Source organism: Ensifer sp. Root558, from assembly GCF_001427045.1.
GTDB classification, from domain to species: domain Bacteria; phylum Pseudomonadota; class Alphaproteobacteria; order Rhizobiales; family Rhizobiaceae; genus Ensifer; species Ensifer adhaerens.
In genome coordinates, this window is record NZ_LMGC01000038.1 from 46,164 (window position 1) to 62,138 (window position 15,975).

12 protein-coding genes and 3 pseudogenes are annotated in these 15,975 nt (G+C 61.2%); 8 read left to right on the forward strand and 7 right to left on the reverse strand.

Going from position 1 to position 15,975, the window contains the following annotated elements:
- Positions 1-436 precede the first annotated feature (436 nt).
- From ASD63_RS32215 to ASD63_RS36460, 3 genes and pseudogenes are all read right to left on the reverse strand, one after another.
- Positions 437-2,554 (reverse strand): carboxy terminal-processing peptidase, encoded by a 2,118-nt coding sequence (locus tag ASD63_RS32215; protein ID WP_060530513.1) that lies wholly within the window; start codon positions 2,552-2,554, stop codon positions 437-439.
- Between the two features lie 129 nt (positions 2,555-2,683).
- Positions 2,684-3,052, reverse strand: a pseudogene (locus ASD63_RS36455) (helix-turn-helix transcriptional regulator); the annotation flags it as partial.
- Positions 3,044-3,310, reverse strand: a pseudogene (locus tag ASD63_RS36460) (helix-turn-helix transcriptional regulator); the annotation flags it as partial. The pseudogenes ASD63_RS36455 and ASD63_RS36460, both read right to left, overlap by 9 nt.
- Positions 3,311-3,485: 175 nt before the next feature.
- Between ASD63_RS36460 and ASD63_RS32225 the strand changes: the two are divergent.
- Both ASD63_RS32225 and ASD63_RS32230 read left to right on the forward strand, forming a co-directional pair.
- Positions 3,486-4,187, forward strand: a complete 702-nt coding sequence (locus ASD63_RS32225) for a DUF899 domain-containing protein (RefSeq protein WP_060520299.1) — start codon at positions 3,486-3,488, stop codon at positions 4,185-4,187.
- Between the two features lie 200 nt (positions 4,188-4,387).
- On the forward strand, positions 4,388-5,683 hold the full coding sequence (locus tag ASD63_RS32230; RefSeq protein ID WP_060530515.1) for a hypothetical protein: 1,296 nt from the start codon (positions 4,388-4,390) through the stop codon (positions 5,681-5,683).
- A 286-nt stretch (positions 5,684-5,969) separates the two neighbouring features.
- Here the strand turns inward: ASD63_RS32230 and ASD63_RS32235 are convergent, their stop codons facing one another.
- Positions 5,970-6,554, reverse strand: coding sequence for a DUF1801 domain-containing protein (locus tag ASD63_RS32235; RefSeq protein WP_244497303.1), 585 nt, complete (start codon positions 6,552-6,554; stop codon positions 5,970-5,972).
- Positions 6,555-7,145: 591 nt separating this feature from the next.
- Here ASD63_RS32235 and ASD63_RS32240 point away from each other — a divergent pair.
- Positions 7,146-7,745: pseudogene (locus ASD63_RS32240) on the forward strand (flavodoxin family protein); the annotation flags it as partial.
- Between the two features lie 30 nt (positions 7,746-7,775).
- On the opposite strand, the gene ASD63_RS32245 reads toward ASD63_RS32240, so the two are convergent.
- Positions 7,776-8,210, reverse strand: a complete 435-nt coding sequence (locus tag ASD63_RS32245) for a helix-turn-helix domain-containing protein (RefSeq protein WP_060530563.1) — start codon at positions 8,208-8,210, stop codon at positions 7,776-7,778.
- 116 nt (positions 8,211-8,326) lie between these two features.
- Complete coding sequence (locus ASD63_RS32250) at positions 8,327-9,229, reverse strand: LysR family transcriptional regulator (RefSeq protein WP_060530517.1); 903 nt, start codon at positions 9,227-9,229, stop codon at positions 8,327-8,329.
- A 165-nt stretch (positions 9,230-9,394) separates the two neighbouring features.
- Here ASD63_RS32250 and ASD63_RS32255 point away from each other — a divergent pair, with 165 nt between their 5' ends.
- The 5 genes from ASD63_RS32255 (at position 9,395) to ASD63_RS32275 (ending at position 15,084) form a co-directional block, all read left to right on the forward strand.
- Entirely contained in the window at positions 9,395-10,600 is a 1,206-nt protein-coding gene (locus ASD63_RS32255) for an MFS transporter (RefSeq protein ID WP_060530518.1), read from the forward strand.
- A gap of 291 nt (positions 10,601-10,891) precedes the next feature.
- Positions 10,892-12,232 carry a sugar ABC transporter substrate-binding protein gene (locus ASD63_RS32260; RefSeq protein ID WP_060530519.1) on the forward strand — a complete coding sequence of 447 codons (1,341 nt, stop codon included), beginning with the start codon at positions 10,892-10,894 and terminating at the stop codon, positions 12,230-12,232.
- A 67-nt stretch (positions 12,233-12,299) separates the two neighbouring features.
- A complete protein-coding gene (locus ASD63_RS32265; RefSeq protein WP_034798112.1) occupies positions 12,300-13,331 on the forward strand; it encodes an aldo/keto reductase in 1,032 nt (343 codons plus the stop codon).
- A complete protein-coding gene (locus ASD63_RS32270) occupies positions 13,328-14,272 on the forward strand; it encodes a sugar ABC transporter permease (RefSeq protein WP_034798110.1) in 945 nt (314 codons plus the stop codon). Before ASD63_RS32265 ends, ASD63_RS32270 begins: the two co-directional genes overlap by 4 nt.
- Complete coding sequence (locus tag ASD63_RS32275; RefSeq protein ID WP_051659395.1) at positions 14,269-15,084, forward strand: carbohydrate ABC transporter permease; 816 nt, start codon at positions 14,269-14,271, stop codon at positions 15,082-15,084. The genes ASD63_RS32270 and ASD63_RS32275 overlap by 4 nt, the downstream gene beginning before the upstream one ends.
- 17 nt (positions 15,085-15,101) lie before the next feature.
- Here the strand turns inward: ASD63_RS32275 and ASD63_RS32280 are convergent, their stop codons facing one another.
- Entirely contained in the window at positions 15,102-15,941 is an 840-nt protein-coding gene (locus ASD63_RS32280; protein ID WP_244497306.1) for a DUF3313 domain-containing protein, read from the reverse strand.
- Between the last annotated feature and the right edge of the window lie 34 nt (positions 15,942-15,975).

Sequence of the window (15,975 nt, forward strand, 5' to 3'; positions counted from 1 at the left end):
GCCCCTTCTATGGCTGTTCGTCTTCTCATTGCATGTCATTCGCCCAGAACCCTCGTTGTCAAAGACGAGCGCCGATTGGGGTCCTGCACCTTGTGAAAACATTACGAATTCAGCTCAACGCGCTGACTACCATTTGAATTCAATATCCGGGAAAAATCAGGTCTCTGACAGCGTAATGTTCCTGCAAAAGAACAATAGGACAAGGATGTACGGTGATTTTACGCGGAGCACATTGATGTACCTTTTTATGTTTTTTAGCGCGATAATCGTATTCAGCATTCTGTTCCTGAGCGCATACTCCATTTACTCGCAGCTCAGCGACGCCAACGATATTTTATAGGCTTGTACGTCTGCCCTGAGTGCTGGACACAAAAAAGGTCGACAACGGAGTGCTTTGTCGACCTTTCCTTAAGTACCCGCGCATCGGCCGAGCAGACTACTTTCCGGTGGCGCTTGCCGGTGGCTGCGTGGCTGCCTTCAATCCACCTTCCTGCAAATCCGCCTCATCGGCCAGAATGGCGGTCGCCTCAGCAAGGAGAACGTCCTTTGCGTTCTTGCGGGCGTTTTCCATTGCGATATCGGCACTCAGGCTGCGTTCGTCCGCATTCAATCCATCGTCCTCACCGGTATCCTCGCCATCGCTTCCCTGGGCTCGAGCCTTAAGACGATTTTCGCGATCCTTCATTTCCTTGCGACGTTCGGCTTCGTTGAGGGAGACAACGCCTTTTTCGCGTTGCGCCTTGATGTCGGCGATGTCTTCGAGGAGGCGCTGGAAATCGGGGTCGCTTGCAATGCGCGCATTATGGCGGTCCTGCAGTGCCGGCAGCAGCGCCGTGACGGTATCGGCCGGCGTATAATCCGCAGGCTTGATCTCTGACCACGGCAGGGCGTTATCATAGCTCGTCTCGCCAAAGCGCGTCGGGTCGGAAAGCCCCGGCAGACTGATATCGGGCGTTACGCCGTGCAGCTGCGTAGTGCCGCCATTGACCCGGAAGAACTGGGCGATCGTCACCTTGAGTTCGCCAAACGCAGGCTTGCTGTTGCGGACCATCTGGTCGAGGTCGACGACGGTTTGAACCGTGCCCTTGCCGAAGCTGGGCTCGCCGATGACGACACCGCGGCCGTAGTCCTGGATGGCCGCAGCAAAAATCTCAGAGGCCGAAGCCGACCCGCGATTGATCAAAACACCGACAGGCCCTGACCAGAGAGGCTCAGGAAACTCCGAGCTTGTCACCACGACCTTGCCGTCGCCACTGCGTTGCTGAACGACCGGTCCAGAGCCGATGAACAGGCCGGTCAGGGCAATCGCCTGGTCCAGCGAACCGCCGCCATTGTTGCGAACGTCGATCAGAACGCTGTCGACCTGTTCCTGCTTCAGCTCTTCGAGAAGCTTTGCGACGTCGCGGCTCGCGCTGCGATAATCCTGCTCTCTTTTGCGCCGGGCTTCGAAATCCTCATAGAAGGCCGGAAGAGTGATCACCCCGATCTTGCGGGTGGTATCGCCCGCCTTCACAGACAGAACGCTCTTCTGCGCCGCCTGCTTTTCGAGGCTGATCTTGTCGCGCACGAGGGTGACGATGCGATGGGCGGCGTCTGCTCCCGCATCGGCCGGCAGGACGTCGAGGCGCACGACCGACCCCTTCTTCCCGCGGATCAACTGCACGACTTCATCGATGCGCGTGCCGACCACTTCCTTTATCGGGCCGTCGTGACCCTGCCCGACGCCGGTGATGCGGTCTCCGACCGCAAGCTTGCCGGACAGCTGCGCCGGCCCACCAGGCACGAGCTCGCGGATCGTCGTGTAGTCGTCGCGTTCCTGCAGCACCGCGCCGATCCCAACCAGCGAGAGCTTCATGGCGATATCGAAATCGGCCGAAGCGCGGGCGCCAAAGTAATCCGTGTGCGGATCGACCGACGTCGTGTAGGCGTTCATGAACGACTGGAAGACGTCGTCGCTCTTGTACTTGGAGGCACGCTCGAGCGCGTTTGCATAGCGCTTGTCGAGCGTTTCGCGAATGGCCGCATCAGTCTTGCCACTGAGCTTCAAGCGTAGCCAGTCGCTTTTCACGCGCTTGCGCCACAGCTCGTTGCTCTCGGCTTCCGACTGCGGCCAGGGCGCCTTCTCGCGCGACAGGGAATAATCCTCCTGCTTCGTGAAATCGAAGTCCTGCTTCAGCAGCTCGCGCGCGTAGTTCATGCGGTCGACGACACGCTTTCCATAGACGTTGAAGATCGCAAACGGGATCTTCAGGTCCTTCTTCTTGATGGCGTCGTCGATCTCGTTGCGGTCAGGTTTGAAACTGTCGATGTCGGCCTGCAGGAAGAGCCCACGATCCGGATCGAGGGACTCGATGAAGCTGTCCATGATCTTGGCCGACAGGGCGTCGTCTAGGGGAACGGGCTTGTAGCTGTAGCGCGTCAGAAATTTTGCGCTCAACTGTGCGGCCTGTGCCTGCTGCTTCAGCGGCTCCAGAACAGGAGGCGAGGCAACGTCGGCATAGGCGGACGGCGCGATTGCAAGAAATGCACCAAGGAAGACGTATGAAATGCGCATTCAGCGTTGACCCAATTCTTAATGCCGAGTGTCGAAGAGGGATCTAGGTGAAGCAATTATGGCTTTTTGGCAACCGGATTGATCCGACGCCGAGGCCGGCCTTACGTCAAGGCAGGCATCCGCCCGGGACTAATGGAGCGAGCCTGCCGCCCGGAATTCGCCCGGCGCCATCCCGTAAGCGCCCGTGAAAAGTCGGTAAAACCTTGCAAGACTATCGAATCCGCAGGCATAGGCGACCTCGGTGACGGGCAAGGCGGGCCGCTCGACGAGAAGCCGCCGCGCCTGCGAAGTCCGCATCGATGCCAGCGTGCGAGCGAAGGTCAATTCCGCGTGTTCGAACAGGACATGCAGCTGGCGCACGGAAATACCGAGCTCGAGCGCGACCTTTGCCGGCGTCAGTTTCTGCTGGTATTTGTCGCGCGCCATGATCTCTTCGGCGGCATAGCGCAGGCCCGAACGAAGGGCCGCACGCACTTCGGGCATGCCGGGTTTCAGTCTGTCGAGAATGGTCACCGGGTGGGCGGCATGTTCACTGATCCAGCGGCCGTGAATGCGCTTGATCGGCAGCGCATTGAGATAGTTCCAGCGCTCGCGTCCTGCCCGGCTGACGATGATCAGGTCGGCCTCTTCCAGCACCTTCAGATGCTGCATGACGGTACAGCGATCCATGTCTGAAAAGGCGGCGCAGAGCATGTCGGTGGTCTGCGCCTGGGCCAATGCCCAGAAAACCGAGACTTCTTCCCGCTTGCTTGACATGTTATGGTTTTACAACATATTGCAGCCAGATGCGACGGAGACCGCGCCGGTAAGATCGGATTGAGAGCTTTTCGGGAGCAATCGAACCGAGCCGGTTGGCTGGACGTCGCCGATCGGAGTTCAGCGTTGCAACGATGCCCCCACGCAAGTTGCCCAAAAAGGGAGATCATTGAGAATGTTGCCTAAGATAGTTTCAATTGATGAGTGGCAAGCCGCAATCGAACAACAGATTGCCAGGGAGAAAGCCCTCACCCGCGCACGCGATGACTTGAGCGCCGAGCGACGGCGCTTGCCGATGGTCAGGATCGACAAGGACTATTCGTTCGAAGGCCCCACGGGCACGTTAAGCCTTGCCGACCTCTTCGATGGTCGGCGGCAACTGATCGTCTATCACTTCATGTTCGCGCCCGGATGGAAGGCGGGCTGCGACGGCTGTTCCTGGGTCGTGGACGCGATGACCCACCCGGCGCATCTCAACGCACGCGATACGTCCATCGTGCTGATCTCGCGCGCGCCGCTCGAGAAGCTGCAGAAATATCAGGCCCGGATGCAGTGGCAGCACCCGGTCTGGTACTCGTCCATGGCGAGCGACTTCAACCACGACATGGGGGCCACGGTCGCCGACCCGGATGACCCGACCAGGACCAGCGAGCGTCATGGCGTCAGCGTTTTCCTCAGGGACGGCGACGATATCTACCGCACCTATTTCAACGGTGCGCGTGGCGTGGAGTATCTCGGCAGCATGTGGACGTATCTGGACCTGACGCCCTACGGTCGCCAGGAAACATGGGAAGTGTCTCCCGCGGGATGGCCACAGACCGAACCCTACGTTTGGAACCGGCGCCACGACGAATACGGGACCGAACCGGCCTTCTGATTTTCCCCGGCGGCGAGCATGGAATTGTCGTGCTGCCGTTCCTCCGTCTTGTCTTGCCGATCGTCCGACCTCCGTCATTGCTGCGGGCCGGAACAGGGCTCGGGCGCGATGCTGAAGGAATATCGCCGGCCCTGGCTGGAGCGCCGAATTTGTGGATGGATCGCGCCTTGAAGAGGGGCGCTGTTGGGGGCCGTCAATCGATGGGAAACGAGACTCAAATCGGCAAGGAAGGTCCGGCGCCGAGAGGCAAGAGGTTTTGGCGGCGGCGCGGCGTTCGGATTGCATCGATCGCGCTTGTTGCCTTGCTTTTCCTGCTGGTCGCGCCGCTTGCGGCTATTCTCTATCCGACGCTGAAGAGCTATCCCCGAAGCGACTTTCCGGCCGCGACCTTGCAACTGGAGCGCAACAGGCAGGACCTTGCCCATCTGCGGCGCCTGATCGAGGTCGACCGCAGCTTCTCGCCGACCGCCCAGGCCGCTTTTGCCGCCGCCCTCGAAGTGATCGAACAACGGGCCGGTGATCTCGACCGCGCCGGTCTGGCGATCGCGGCTGCAAAAGCGGTCGCGCTCGCCGACAATGGGCACACCAGCGTGGTCGGCCTCGTCGGCGGCCACAGCTTCAATGCGGTTCCCATCCGGCTTGGCTGGTTTGCCGACGGCCTGTTTGTGATCGCCACGACAGGCGAGCAATCGCACCTTTTGGGCGGAGAGATCCTTGAGGTAAATGGAAGAGCGACGGAGGCCTTTGTCGATGCGCTTCCGCCCTATTTCGGCGGCCCCGCCAATCTCGCCAAGGAATTCGTCCCGAATGTCGCGATTTCGCCGGAATTGCTCCATGCCGCCGGCCTTGCCGAAAGCCCGCGGGAAAGCGCCTATTTCATCCGTCGGGCGGATGGACGCGCAGCGCAAATCGCTCTTGTCGCCACGTCCGGTGCGCCGGAACCCTTGAACGCCCATGTCTGGCCACGACGCGATTTCAGTCCCTTGTCGCAGACCGGTCGCGGCGCCGGGTGGCGGCACGTGCTCGACGATGTCACGCTACCGGCCTATCTCACGCGCCCCGACGCCAATGTCTGGCACCACTATCCCTTGCCCGATCTTCTCTACGTCCAGATCAACCGCATCAGGGATGCGACGCCGGAGGGCCTGTCGCAGGGGCTCGCCAAGGTCCTGGACGAAGCTGAGAAAAAACCGATACGCAATGCAGTCGTCGACCTGCGGTTCAACAATGGCGGCAATTACGAACTGACCGCCGATTTCTCGCGAAGGCTCCCGGCCATCCTGCCGCCGGAGGGACGGCTGTTTGTGCTGACCAGCGCGAACACGTTTTCGGCCGCGATCAGCACGGCGGCGCGACTGAAGTACTTCGGCGGCCCGCGCACGGTACTTGTCGGCGAGCCGATAGGAGACCGGCTGCAGTTCTGGGGCGAAGGCGGCCGCACGGTTCTGCCGAACTCGAAGATCACCATCCGTTACTCGACGGCCTATCACGACTGAGAACACGGTTGCAGCCTGTCGGAGATCAGGACCTGTTTCCTGCTGAATTACGTCTACGACGTCCCGGCAGGTCCCCTTCAGCCAGACGTCGCGCGCTCCACGAGCTTTGCCGACTATGCCGCTGGCACCGACCCGGCAATGGCCGCCGTCATGAAGATACTCATGGTGGGCAATGCCGATTGAGAAGCAGCTTGTGGGGAGGCAAGGCCGCGGCCGTACACCGCCGTGGCCGCTGACATCCGTTGGCCCGGCCATTCCCGGCGGCGAAGGATCTGCGGCGACGCTTTTACATCTTCTCGCCCGGCAGTTCGCTGGCCTGCTTGACCCAATCCATGAACTGCGCCTCGTCGAGTTCGTCCGTCTCATAGATGTCGAGATAACGAACATCCGGCTGTTTTGACGTGCCGGGAGGTAAGGGGCTGAATTGCGCCCCGCGGAAGAAAGCAACCTTCACGTATTTCGTCATGCAATGAAAACTGAGGAACCAGACATCCTTTTCCACGCCATAAAAGGGAGAGTTCCACTTGACCGCTTTTTCGACGCCGGGAACGGTCTTGACGACCAGCCGGTCCAGCCGCTTGCCTAGATCGCTTTTCCACCCCGGCATCGCAGCGATGTACTGCTGCACCGGCGCATCTCCGTAGCCCTTTGCGATCTGCGGATTGCCGCCGGTTAGAAGGACGACGCCATCGGCCGATTTTGTCGGCGGCGTCTTGCGTCCGATCTTTGAACGTGGCGCAGGGGAAGCGGCTTTCGGTGCGTTCTTTCCGACTTTCTTCTCAGGCATCCCGGACCTCGACTGTTCCGTCAGTTCGTTCAGGGTCGGATCCACCGTGATGGGCGCGGAGCCCCATACCAAATGGCCAAGCACGATACATAGCCATCCAGCTATGCATCGGTCAAGAATAAACCTCCGGTGTCAGCTGCATTGCGGGCCGCAACTCGATCAGAAAGCCGCTTCGCCAAGTATTGGCCATCGGCACGGCATCCCTCCACAGCCGTAGGGTCATGGCATGCAAACGGTCCGGATCCCCTTGCGATCCCGACCTGTGCAGCAGCGGCTCTCGTGACGAGCTATCATTCGGGATCTCGAACGTGCTCTCCACCAACACCTTGACCGCCGGACAACACCCATGCCCAAACGGCTGTAGACCTGCTGAACTGAAAAGACGCTCTGCCGACACGACTGCGCGCGCTGTTGCAGCCTGCTCCGGTCGATTTGCCACGTGGGCCCAAGGCCACGGCCGCGATCCCTTGCCACCAGCATGCGCCTCTACCCGGCATGTGCCGAACTGGCCGTCGCGGCCCGAACCGAATAGCGAAAGAGCGAAAGCACCCTCAACATAGGCACCCCAAGGTGCGTACTTGTAGGTGGCCCTTGCGCCCGATAGGCCTGCAACCAAGCCCTGGAGTTTCCCTTTCCAGGTTGTCCGCTGCTTGAGGAAGATATTGCTCCAGCCCGCGGCGCGATGGAAACTCGACGACGATGGCGAATGCCGTGGCCGATGGCCTGCTTGAGGTGGGCCACGAGGTCGAGACCGTTCACGTCGACGACGTCCTGTCGGCGCTGCTTAGAGACTGTCGCCAATGTCGTATGCCCGATGGCGAATGCGCGATCGACGACGGTTTCCGGCGGGCGTTCTTTGGTTCCTACCTTCCCGCTGACGGCTTTGTCGCCGCAAGCCCGATCTACTGGTATGGCGTCTCTGCGCAGTTGAAGGCGTTCTTCGATCGAATGTTCTGCTACGTCGCCACGTCGCATCCACAATCGGCGTCCGTTGTCGCGCAGATGACTGGAAAACGGATCGGCCTCGTCCTCAGCTCAGAAGAGACCTACCCCACCGTTTCGTCCAGCCCGCAGCATCAGTTCCAGGAAATCAGCCGCTATACGCGTTCGACCTTCGTCGGCGTCGTTCATGGCCATGGCAACGCACGCACAGATATTTGCCGCGATCCGAGTGACCCGATCGGACGGGCGCGCCTGTTCGGCCGGAACTTCTTCAGCGCTCACACCTCCGACTACCAGATCGACACGCCGCGATCAGGTCGCGTCTGGGCGTGAGCCGTCTTGCGTGCGCGCAATATCTTTCGGCTAGGGCAGGCGGACCTTCCGCCGCCTGGCCGCCTTTGCCTCGCTCGCGGCCGCATCGTATTGCTCCCTGAAGTAATCAAGCTCCGGAAAGTTTCGCTCCGCCCATCGGTCGAGGCTGATGAGCGTTTCGCTGAGAGACAGGCCGACTGAGCTCAGACTGTACTCGACATGGGGCGGGTTCGTCTGGTGATCGTGACGCTGCACCAACCCGTTGCGCTCGAGGTCCTTCAACGTCTGGGTCAGCATCTTTTGCGAAATGCCCTCGACCTTGCGCAGCAACGCGCCATTGCGCATCGGGCCCGCCGCGAGCGCCGACATGATGAGGATCGCCCATTTCGTCGATATCAGTTCGAGCGCATGCCGAGCCGAGCAGGATGCGTCGAACACGTCGGGATTGCTCGCAGGCGGGGCTCCGGCTTGCGGGGGCAGTTTCATCATCACCTCAAGGACATGCCGTTGCGGCCGCCGCTCTTCACGCCTCACAGGTAGTGCGCGTGATCGCACCCCACAAGTTGCGAGTAGCACAGCCGAAGGCATGAGGGCGCGCCGGGCTACGCCCAGGGCGCACCGGCCGCCCATCCCGCTCGGATGGCCTCAATAAAAAGGCGGACCTTTGGAGAAACGTGCTTTCGTGTCGGATAGACGACGCAAACGGGCGGCTCGTCGCGCTCGAATTCTTCGAGCAGGGGGACAAGCCTGCCTTCCCTGATGTCGCGGCCCACCAGGAATGCGCCGAGTTGCGCAAGGCCCATTCCGGCGAGGCAAGCGTCGCGAATGGCCTCGGTGTTTCCGAGACGCAAGTTTCCCTGAACACCGACGTCCCGGTCTCCGCCGCCGACCCTGTAATGCCACGGTACCGGTCCGCTTGCGTGCTTGAACCCGATCCTGTCGTGGCGCGTCAGTTCGTCGATGGTGCGCGGCGTTCCGCGCCGCTTTAAATACTCCGGCGCAGCGCAGGTTATGAGCCGATGAGAGGCCAGGACCCGCCGCACGAGGCGACTGTCGGTGGGCCCGCCGATACGAACGGCAACGTCGATGCCGTCGCCGACGATGTCGCGATACTCATCCGAAAACGAAACCTCCGCTTCCACCTCGGGCCAACGGTTCAGGAAGCGCTGGAGAACGGGCAGAATGTGCAGCCTACCGAGGGCGATCGGCACATCGATGCGAAGGCGCCCTCTTGGGGCCTGGTGCCGTTGTGCCAAGGCGAACTCCGCGTCGTCCACTTCTGACAGGATCCTGATCGCATGCTCGTAGAAGAGCTGGCCCTCCTCGGTGAGGCTGACGCTACGCGTTGTTCTATGGATCAGCCGCGTTGCCATATTGTCTTCAAGACGTGCGACACATTTCCCGACCGCGGAACGGGAGAGGCCGAGCCGTTCCGCCGCCAGGGTGAAGCTCTGGTCATCGGCGACACGAACAAAGGCGCGCACATCGCCGAGATGGTCCAGCATCGCAAGATCCTATTGGGGACGATTCGTCCCTTTTGTTTCCATAAGGCCGAAGTTATCTGAATATCGGAAACAGTAAAGAATGCCTCGCAACGTCCCGGCAACGGGACATGAAGGATTGGCTGGGCGCCACAACGTGCCTCGCCCCAGAATGAAAGAGGCAATTAGATGAAACTCCAGGAAGAAACCGACGGACTCCAAAGGAAGGGAGGCCCTGACCGGGAGAATTGGCTACCGGTCTATGCCGCCGGCCTGTCGACCTTTTGCGTCGTGACGACGGAGATGCTGCCCGTTGGGTTAATGACGCCGATCGCAGACGACCTTCAAACGTCGATGGGGACCGCCGGTTTGACGCTCTCGCTGCCGGCGTTGCTTGCCGCGCTCTTTGCGCCCACCGTGGTACTCTTGGCCGGCAGGATCGACAGAAGGCGCATCCTGACCACCCTTCTCTTGCTGCTGGTTGTTACAAACATCATTTCGGCGCTGGCCAGTACGATCGGTTTGCTCCTGGCGGCGCGTATCATTGTCGGCCTTTGCATGGGCGGCATCTGGGCCGTTGCCGGAGGCCTTGCGCTACGGCTGGTTCCGGGCCGATCGATCGGTGTCGCAACGGCGATCATTTTCGGCGGCGTTGCAGCAGCTTCGGTTCTTGGCGTTCCGGTCGGAGCCATGATCGGTGACGCGGCGGGCTGGCGCTTCGCGTTTGCCGCGATGGCGGTCTTTTGTGCGATCGTGCTTGTGGTCAATCTCTGCGCGTTGCCTGCGCTGCCCGTCCACCAGTCCGTCCGGCTCAGCCAGTTTGGCCATCAGCTCTTGAACCGCCGGATCCAGCTTGGTTTGGCGATCACGTTCCTGTTCGTTGCGGGGCATTTCATGGCCTACACCTTCATACGTCCGCTCCTGGAAGTTGTTTCGGGCATCGGCACACAATGGGTCGGGCTCATGCTGTTTGCCTATGGAGCCGCTGGTATTGGCGGAAACTTTGTTGCTGGCCCTGGGGCCGCCAGGCGTACCGGCGCGACCTTGCTGTGCATTGCCGGTGCCCTTGCTGCTGTCCTCTTCGGCTTTGCTCTCTTCGGAAACTCCGCTCTTGGCGGTGCGGTCGTCCTCATCTTGTGGGGCATCGCCTATGGCGGCGTCTCGGTCTCATTGCAAACCTGGATGATGAAGTCGGCACCCTCCGACATCGAAGTCGCAACGGCGCTGTTCGTCGCAATCTTTAATATCGCCATTGCCGCCGGATCCTTTGCCGGCGGTCGTATTGTCGATCAGTTCGATCTCGGCACCAACCTGCTCGTAGCGGGCATCCTGCCTTCCCTCGGAATTCTGCTCGGATTGAAAGCCCAACGTGCGGCCACTGCTAAGGTTGACTGATCATCGGACATATATCGAGCGGATCGCACTTACCATCTGTGCGCAACCGGATGGACCGGGACGGCTTTCGTCCCGGCTCCGGCGGATCAGGAACAATCGCTTGAGGAAATTCCTACTCCGGCCGGGGGGAGAGCAGCAAAATCATTCCGCAATAATACATAAAATACATAGACTAAATGTGTATAAGCCGAGGTTTCTCACGCATGATGCTGGCAACAACGCGTGCGCCGGACCCGTTCCGCCTGCGACGAATGACAACGCCGGCCAGCCCAGCTTTCGACGGAGGATCCCATGTCCAGTTCCATTTTCGGCCAGGCCTATCGCCGCCGCCGCGTGCTGAAATCGCTCGCGGCTGCCGGCGCCCTGCCCTTCATCGCGCCACTTGCCTCCTCGACGGCCCTTGCGTCCGGCAACAAATATGCCGGCCGCACGGTCAATCTCCTGATCATCCAGCCGCATGTCGTCACGGGCAAGAAAATTGCCGAAGATTTCGAAAGGCTGACCGGAGCCAAGGTCAACGTCACGGCGGTGCCCTACGACCAGGTCAGCGCCAAGGCGACGCTGGACGTGCAGTCGGGCGCCAACCAGTTCGACGTCATCGACTATTTCTATACCTACAAGGGTCAGCTCGCCGAAGATGGCGTGATCGAGGACGTGACCGATCTCATCGAGCGTGACAAGGCCGAGATCCAGCCGGAAGACTTCATCCAGACGATCTACGACCAGTACACGCTGCATGACGGCCGTCGCTATGGCCTGCCCTATGACGGCGACAGCCATCTGTTGTTCTATAACCGCGAGCTGTTTGATCGCTACGGCCTGAAGGCGCCGGCAACCTGGGACGAATACAACGAGAACGCCAGGGTGATCACCGAGGCGGAAAAGAAGAACGGCATCTATGGTGCTGCGGTTCTGGGCGCGAAGATCCCGGTCATCATTCTTTCCACCTATGCCAACCGGCTCACCGGCTTCGGCGGCAACTTCTTGAAGGCGGACGGCACCTCGGCGCTCGACAGCACCGAGGCCGTCGAAGCCCTGAAGTCGCTGCTTGCGTCGGCTCCCCATGCGCTGCCGACCCCACTTGAAACCCGCTTCGAAGAAGGGCTGCCCGCGTTTCTCAACGGCAAGGCTGCACAGATCGACTTCTGGACCGATCTCGGCGGCTATGCACAGGACCCCAAGGGCTCGAAGATCGTCGACAAGTGGGGGGTGACGCGCATTCCCGTTGGCGGCAGCAACAAAACACCCCGCCTCGCCTTCAATGCCGGCTTCGGTTTTGCGATCACCAGCGGATCGAAAAACAAGGACGTCGCCTGGGACCTGATCAAGCTTGCGACCGGCAAGGACTACCACCAGGAGCTTCTGGCTCTCACCGGCTCGGGCATCGACCCGGACCGCCAGTCTGGCTTGAAATCTAAGAATTTCAGAGACTTCCAGCCGTTGGTGCAACCGCTGCTCGATGATGGCGCATTGGAAAACAGCCTGGCCTGGCCGACCGCCGTCTATGCGCCAAAACTCGAAAATGCGCTGACCGACGAACTGGCCCTGGCGCTCGCCGGCACCAAAAGCGCGGAACAGGCGATCGCCGATGCCCACCAGGCCTGGACCGAAATCATCGAGACCAACGGCTGATTGCTTGCGGGGTGGCGCTTCCTCCCGGCGCCGCCCCGCCACTTTTTTTGAAACGAGGCAAAAGACCATGAGCGCAAGATCCTTGCCGAAACGCAGGCTCGGCCGAACCGATTTCGACATCACGCCCGTTGGCTTCGGCGCCTGGGCCATCGGTGGCCCCGATTGGGGCTGGGGATGGGGAAGTCAGGACGATACCCGGTCGATCGCCGCCATCCGTCATGCGGTCGAGCGCGGCATCAACTGGATCGACACGGCACCCGTCTATGGTCTCGGCCATTCCGAACAGATCGTGCGCGAGGCGCTTTCGACCATCCCACGCTCCCAACGTCCGTTGATCTTCACCAAGGCCGGGCTGATCTGGGACCCGGACAACCGCAACGCCCTTCCCGCCCGCATCGGCAATGCCCAATCCATTCGCCGCGAGCTGGAGGCTTCCCTGAAGCGGCTCGGCGTTGATGTCATCGACCTCTACCAGGTGCACTGGCCTGCCAATGACGGCACGCCGGTCGAGGAATACTGGGCGACTTTTGCGGAGTTGAAGAAAGAGGGTAAGGTACGGGCCATCGGGCTTTCGAACCACGATCGGGCGCTTCTGGAGCGCGCGGCAACGGTGGCGCCCGTCGATGTGGTGCAACCGCCCTTTTCGGCAATCAAGCGCCAGTTCGCTAGAGCAGACCTGCCGTGGGTGCAGGCGCATGGCAGCGGCGTCATCGCCTACAGCCCACTGCAATCAGGCCTGCTCACCGGCGCCTTTACGCCGGCGCGCGCCCGGGCCCTTCCGCACGACGATTGGCGATCGCGCGACGAGGAATTTTCGGGCGAAGCGCTTCACCGCAACCTGGCCTTTGCCGAAGGCTTGAGGCCGATTGCCGCGCGACACAAAACGACCGTCGCTGCGATCGCTGCGGCCTGGGCGATTTCCTGGCCCGGCGTCACCGGTGCCATCATCGGCGCGCGCGAACCGCTGCAGATCGACGGTTGGATCGATGCCGCAACCCTTGCGCTCACGCCCAGCGACCTCGACGATATCGAGGACATGTTGCTGGCCACCCGGGCCGGCAGCGGGCCGACACGCCCGGATCTGGCCGAGGCCGCATGACCACCTTTGCCGTCGAGGTGCTGGAACCCGCCGGCGCGGCGGGTGTTGCCGGGCGCGGCCACGCCTTTTGGGCGCGTCTCGCACGGTTGGCCTGGATCGCACCGGTCCTCGTCGCGCTGATCGTCACGACGCTCTACCCGACTGTCTTTCTGCTGGCGCTTGCCTTCAGCAAGAGCACGCTTGGAAAGCCGTTCCGCGGCTTCGTCGGCATCAAGCACTTCGCAACGGCGCTTCAGGATCCGATCTTCCTCGCGGCCATCGGCAGAAGCGTCGCCTATGCACTTGCCACCTCGCTGGTGCAGCTTGCGCTCGGCTTCCTGATCGCGCTGCTTTTCACTTCCCTGTTGAAGGCCGGCCGCTTTTTGATGAGCCTCGTTCTGCTGCCACTGATGACCCCGCCGGTCATGGTCGGCATCGCTTGGAAGCTGATCTTCGCGCCGGCAGGCGGGCTCCTGAACGGTACCCTGATCACCTATGGCTTTATCTCCGAGCCGATTTCCTTTCTTGGTCACCCGACGCTCGCCTGGCTGGCGATCGGCGCCGCCGACCTCTGGCAATGGACGCCATTCATCGTCATTCTCTGCTTTGCGGCTCTTTCCACGGTACCCGACAGCGTTCACGAGGCAGCGCTGGTGGACGGGGCCAATGGCTGGCAGCGCTTCTGGCACATCACACTTCCGCTGGTCGCAGCACCGCTTTCGTCGATCTATCTGCTGAAGCTCATTTTGTCGTTCAAGCTCTTCGACCTCATCTACATCCTGACCTTCGGCGGACCGGGCTTTGCGACGACATCGGCCGGCTTTGCCATCTATCGGCGGGCGATCGAACAGTTCGACGTCGGCCGCGCCGCGGCCGAAACGATGATCTATGCGCTTGTCATCGGGCTTGTGACCTTGCCCGTCGTACGGCTGCACCAGCACTTCGAAAGGCGAGAGCTGTGAGACCCGCCGCGCGACATCTGTGGCTCGGCCTTGCGACAGCGCCGGTCGTCAGCTTCTTTGCCTTGCCTTTCCTCTTTCTCATCGCGGTTTCCTTCAAGACGAAGGACGACGTGCTCAACGGACGCTTCTGGCCGACGATGCCGACGCTCGCCAACTGGCCGGCGGCCTTCGACGCGGCCAACATCCTCGGTTTCATCCTGAATTCCGTGATCGTGTCGCTGGTTTCGGGCCTCGTCACCATCGCGCTGGCGCTGCCGTCGGCCTATGCCGTCCTGCGGCTGAAGATCGGTGGCAAATGGCTGTCGGACGTAACGCTGTCGAGCTACATGGCGCCGCCGATCGTAGCGCTGATCCCGCTGTTTTTTCTGCTGAAGACAACCGGACTGCTCGATACGCGCGCCGGCCTGATTCTCATTTATGGTTTCGCCAACGTGCCGGTCGCCTTCTGGCTGCTGATGCCGTTCCTGCGCCGGATGCCGATCGAGATCGAACAGGCAGCGGCGATGGACGGCGCCGGTCCATTTCGCACGCTGCTGCAGATCGTCGTGCCGATCATCGCGCCCGGCATCGTCGCGACCTTCATCATCGTCACGGTCTTGTCCTACAACGAGTTCCTGTTTGCTTCCGCCTTCACCTTCTCCGACGCCACGCGGACCTTGCCGGTGGGCATCTCGCTCTTCCAGGGCGACCGTCTGGTGAATTTCGGCCAGATGGCAGCCGCCTCCCTGGCAGGCATCGCGCCGGTTTATCTGGTCGCGCTGTTCATGCAACGCTACCTCGTGAGCGGGCTTGCCCATGGCGGGGTGAAATAAGGATCGCCAACCGCAAGCTATCGCGCAATAGGAGAGTTGAACGCTTGTTGCGCCGCAGCTTTTGGTTTCTTGTCGGTCCATTGAGGCGGCGCGCCGTATTTGGCTGCTATCGCGCCGACCAGGCCCGGTGCCCGACCGAAGGCATCGCATGCGGCATATTTGGGTTTGCCACCCAACCAGGACTGCATGCGTTGCCGGGTCGGCAGCGAGATATTCAATGCCTTCGGCTCCTTGCCGGAAATCAGCACCTGCGAAAACGCGTCGGCGAATTTCGTCGAAAAGCTATAGGCGTCGCCAACTTCCGAAACACGGGGCTTGTCGAGGATCGAATTTGCACCACGCGCCCAAAGCATGGCGGCACTTTGCAGACCGCTGGCATCGACCGCTTCGGCCTCTACAGCCAAGCCTCCCAGGCCGACAGGCAATCGCGGCACGCTGACGGGCAGGACGAACCCCGTACCAATGGTGATGGCCGTGGAAACCCCTGCGAGCGCCTTGTCTGTCGGGACAATATCGGCGATCACGGAGCGAACCGTCAGATCAGCAGGCTGATTGGCAGGAACCATCTGGTACCTGTCGCTGAGCGCGACGCAGAGCGCCCGATCGAGAGCGTTCGAAACCAAATCGCGATCGGCATCGGACTTGATCTTGGAGGCGGCTGCAAAGGAAAACGTCGTTGGCGCGATGCGGACGGTTTTCACGTCGACCAGACGTTGTCCATCAACGTAGAGGCGTTTCTTGGCCACCATGCCTTTCGACGGACCGAGCTTGCCATAGGAGGTCAAAGTCCCCGCCTCCTTCAATGGAACCGATTGGCATCCGATCAGGGTTGCCGAGAGTAGCCCTGCCAGCGCCACCGCGCCGGCCGGGACGAGCGATGAAGAAACCCAG

Excerpts from the sequence above, each read along its gene's own strand:
- ASD63_RS32215 (WP_060530513.1), bottom strand. The coding sequence starts at position 2,554 with ATGCGCATTTCATACGTCTTCCTTGGTGCATTTCTTGCAATCGCGCCG.
- ASD63_RS32225 (WP_060520299.1), top strand. The coding sequence starts at position 3,486 with ATGTTGCCTAAGATAGTTTCAATTGATGAGTGGCAAGCCGCAATCGAA.
- ASD63_RS32230 (WP_060530515.1), top strand. The coding sequence starts at position 4,388 with ATGGGAAACGAGACTCAAATCGGCAAGGAAGGTCCGGCGCCGAGAGGC.
- ASD63_RS32245 (WP_060530563.1), bottom strand. The coding sequence starts at position 8,210 with ATGAAACTGCCCCCGCAAGCCGGAGCCCCGCCTGCGAGCAATCCCGAC.
- ASD63_RS32250 (WP_060530517.1), bottom strand. The coding sequence starts at position 9,229 with ATGCTGGACCATCTCGGCGATGTGCGCGCCTTTGTTCGTGTCGCCGAT.
- ASD63_RS32255 (WP_060530518.1), top strand. The coding sequence starts at position 9,395 with ATGAAACTCCAGGAAGAAACCGACGGACTCCAAAGGAAGGGAGGCCCT.
- ASD63_RS32260 (WP_060530519.1), top strand. The coding sequence starts at position 10,892 with ATGTCCAGTTCCATTTTCGGCCAGGCCTATCGCCGCCGCCGCGTGCTG.
- ASD63_RS32265 (WP_034798112.1), top strand. The coding sequence starts at position 12,300 with ATGAGCGCAAGATCCTTGCCGAAACGCAGGCTCGGCCGAACCGATTTC.
- ASD63_RS32270 (WP_034798110.1), top strand. The coding sequence starts at position 13,328 with ATGACCACCTTTGCCGTCGAGGTGCTGGAACCCGCCGGCGCGGCGGGT.